Below are 3,805 nucleotides of genomic sequence, written 5' to 3' on the forward strand. Positions count from 1 at the left end.
TTTTTCAGAAATTGCAAATGAAGCCACTTCAAGCAGAGCCATTAGAGAAGTTAGACCTGCAAATAAAATGCATAAGAAGAACAATGGTCCAATAATGGATGACCAAGGACCCATTACATTAAATACCTTTGGGAAAACAACAAATGCTAAACCGGTTCCTTCAGTAACCAATTCATTGAATGGAATGCCACTGGTTAAAGTCATGAACCCTAAGATTGAGAAGATTCCGATTGCATTGAAGATTTCAAATCCGGAATTGGAAAATGCTACAATCAAAGCATTGTCAGTTAATTTGGAATCCTCAGGAAGGTAGCTTGCATAGGTAAGTGCAATGGACATACCTAAACTAAGTGAAAACACAATCTGACCAAATGCCGCCAACCATACATTCAAATTGGTCAATGCAGACCAATCTGGAGTGAATATCTGAGTATAACCTATTGAAGCGCCAGGTAAGGTCAATGAAAATGCAACAATTATTATGACAATTCCAAGCAGGATAGGAAGTAACATTTTGCTCACTTTACCGATACCCTCATTCAAGTCCTTTTGTACAATGAACCATGAACTTAACCAAACAAGAAGAACGGATATGAAAACCCATGGAACAATCTCAGTAATGCCTGAAAGGGAATCAGATGCATGCAAAACACTAACTGTAAAGAATAAATCCGGATTTGATCCCCATGCCTTGGTAAGACTCAATGCAACATATATCAAGTCCCAAGCAACTACACAAACATAATAGGATGTGATTAGAAATACAACCAATATGATAAACCAAGCAATAGGTTCCAATCTGGATTTAATTGAGAAAAATATTTTAGATAAGGAGGTTTTAAATTTAAAACCTACAGCATATTCAACCAACACAAATGAGATTCCTAAAATAAATAAAGACACGATATAAGGAATCATAAATGATCCTCCACCATTGGAATAAAGGACATTCGGAAAACGCCAAATATTACCTAAACCAACAGCAGAACCAATCATTGCCAAAACAAAAGCAATATTGCTATCCCACACAGACTTTTCATTCGCCATAAAAATCACTACATAAATAATAAAACTACAATAAGAATATATTACTTGAAACTAGTAAATAAAATTTACTTTAATGAATTAAGTGTTGAAAAAATGTGACTTAATTAAAATTTAAAAAACAGTACAAAAAATAGGTCTTTAATAAAAAAATAAAAAATAAAAAAAGAAACTTAAATGGATTTAACCATTTAAGTAAAATTCATATTTAAGCAACTTCTTCAAAAGGTACTTTTTCACCAAGTACTCTTAATCCGATGTACATTACTACAATAGCTACAGGGATTGAGATGTACCATTGGACACCGAATCCTGCTGGGATGTAACCGAATACAATAGCAATTACTGCAACGAACAATGCGTAGTAGATTTGAGTACGTACGTGCTCAATGTGGTTACAGCTTGTACCCATAGAGGATAGAATTGTGGTATCTGAAATTGGTGAACAGTGGTCACCGAAAATAGCACCAGTCAATACACCACTTGTACATACGATTACAAAGCCCATTTCAGGGTTTACTGCCCAAGCAAGAGGAATGGTTAATGGCATTAAAATACTCATAGTACCATATGAAGTACCTGTTGCAAAGGAAATTAAAGCACCTAAAACGAAGATCAAAGTTGGTAAGATGAATATAGGGATTGAACCTGCCAATACACCTACTAAGTAATCAGCAGTACCTAATTCTCCAATAACTCCACCTAAGGACCAAGCGAGCAATAAGATTACACCAGTGATAACGATAGTTTTCATACCGCCTACCCATTCACTGATAGCTTCTTCGATGGACATGATTTTTTGGAGAACAGCCATGAGAATAGCTACAATAGAAGCAAGCAATGCTGCTTGGAACAATGCAACGGATGCGTCAGAAGCGGATAATGCTTCAAATATACCGCTGAAGGATAATGGAGAGGTTTTCATTAAAGTAATTAAAGCTTGGTCTTCTCCACCTAAGATAGTGGTATAACCGCTCCAGTAGAATGCAATAAGTGCACCAACAATCAATACACCAATAGGGATGATTGCATTCCAAACAGATAATTTAATACCTTCAACCGGTTTAACGTCATCAAAACTGGTTGCTTCAAGAGATTCAACTGGTTCATCTTCTTTTCTAGCACGAGCTGCTTTCTCTGCTTTTTTCATTGGTCCAAATTCATAGTAAGTAAGTGCAGAGATAACAATGAAGATTAAGATTAAAATGTTATAGAACCTAAATGGAATGGTTTGTAAAAATATACCGAATCCGCTTACTTGCATTCCAATAGACTCAAAACCTTGGGTAATTAAACTGAGTTCTAAACCAATCCAGGTTGAAATAATAGCAATACCTGCAACAGGAGCTGCAGTTGCGTCTACTACAAATGCTAATTTTTCTCTGGATACGTGAAGTTTGTCCATAACAGGTCTCATGATAGGACCTACAATTAAGGAGTTAGCGTAGTCGTCGAAGAATACACATAATCCTAAAAGTTCTGTGAATAATTGAGCTTTTCTAGGAGTGTCAGCACGTTTAGCAAATTCATCTGCTAAAGCTTTTGCACCACCCATCTTGGTTACTAATTGGATAATACCACCAATAAGTAAACATTGAAGGATAATACCTGCATTCCATGGATCAGCCATACAAGAAATAATTTGAGTACCCATTGCTAAAAATGCATTGATAGCAGAGCTGATAATGTTTAAATCGTTAACGGATACCATAAATTCTCCAACGAAAACCCCAATAAACAAAGATAAAATAGTCTCTTTGGTTATGAATGCTAAAGCAATAGCCACAAGAGGCGGTAAGAGAGTTAAAATACCGAAACGAACTGCATTATCGTCTCCAGCTGGTGCATTGGTAATTAGCAAGGATAAAACGAAAAGAGCTATTACAGAAATAGCTACAATCAATCCAATTTTTAAATTTCTATTCATTTCCATAATCACACCATTTTGTAAAAAATTAAAAAAATACGAATGAAACGATAAACAAATTTTATTTTAAAAATCCAAAAAAGACATTTTCAGATTAATGAATAAAATTAAAAATCGTTCAACATAATAAGTAAAAATACAACATTTAATAGATTATGCAAAATATTAAACAAAATTTTACTTAGTTAATATATAATATATTTATAAAATTAATATATAAATTTAACTTTAAAATTAAGTAAATTTAGCTTTAAAATTGATTAAAATTAGTAAAATAATATAAAAAAGGAATAAAAAGATAAAAAGAAATAAAAAATAAAAAATGATGAAAATTTAAGAGAATATTTGCTCTAACATCCAGTCAGCATCATATTCCTTAATGTCATCATAGGATTGTCCCATACCCAAGAATAGAATTGGCTTTTTAATGATGTAACCAATTGAAAGTGCAGCACCACCTTTTGAATCGGCATCTGCCTTGGTAAGTATGACACCATCGATATCAATAGCTTCATTGAATTTTCTTGCCTGTTCGGTTGCATCGTTACCTGTTAATGCATCACCTACAAATACAACCAAATCAGGTTTAGAGACCCTACGAATCTTCTTCATCTCATCCATCAAATTGGTGTTTGTTTGCATTCTTCCAGCAGTGTCAATCAATACAAGATCGTTTCCTTTAGCTCTAGCATGCTGAACTGCATCAAATGCTACAGCTGCAGGGTCAGATCCCTTTTCATGCTTGATCAATTTAACACCTAAATTGTCTGCATGATATTGGACTTGTTCAATAGCTCCTGCCCTAAATGTATCTGATGCAGCAATAACTGGAGT

2 protein-coding genes and 1 pseudogene are annotated in these 3,805 nt (G+C 34.2%); all 3 read right to left on the reverse strand.

What is annotated here, in order from left to right; translation table 11 throughout:
* The coding region (locus ACKI3Q_RS03905; RefSeq protein ID WP_407414461.1) for a sodium-dependent transporter at nt 1-1,047 on the reverse strand (1,047 nt) is incomplete at its 3' end.
* A gap of 205 nt (nt 1,048-1,252) precedes the next feature.
* Nucleotides 1,253-2,977 (reverse strand): Na+/H+ antiporter NhaC family protein, encoded by a 1,725-nt coding sequence (locus ACKI3Q_RS03910; RefSeq protein WP_407414463.1) that lies wholly within the window; start codon nt 2,975-2,977, stop codon nt 1,253-1,255.
* Nucleotides 2,978-3,304: 327 nt separating this feature from the next.
* Nucleotides 3,305-3,805 (reverse strand): annotated as a pseudogene (locus tag ACKI3Q_RS03915) (signal recognition particle-docking protein FtsY); the annotation flags it as partial.

Origin of the sequence: Methanobrevibacter sp., from assembly GCF_045636185.1 — an archaeon.
Lineage (GTDB): Archaea > Methanobacteriota > Methanobacteria > Methanobacteriales > Methanobacteriaceae > Methanocatella.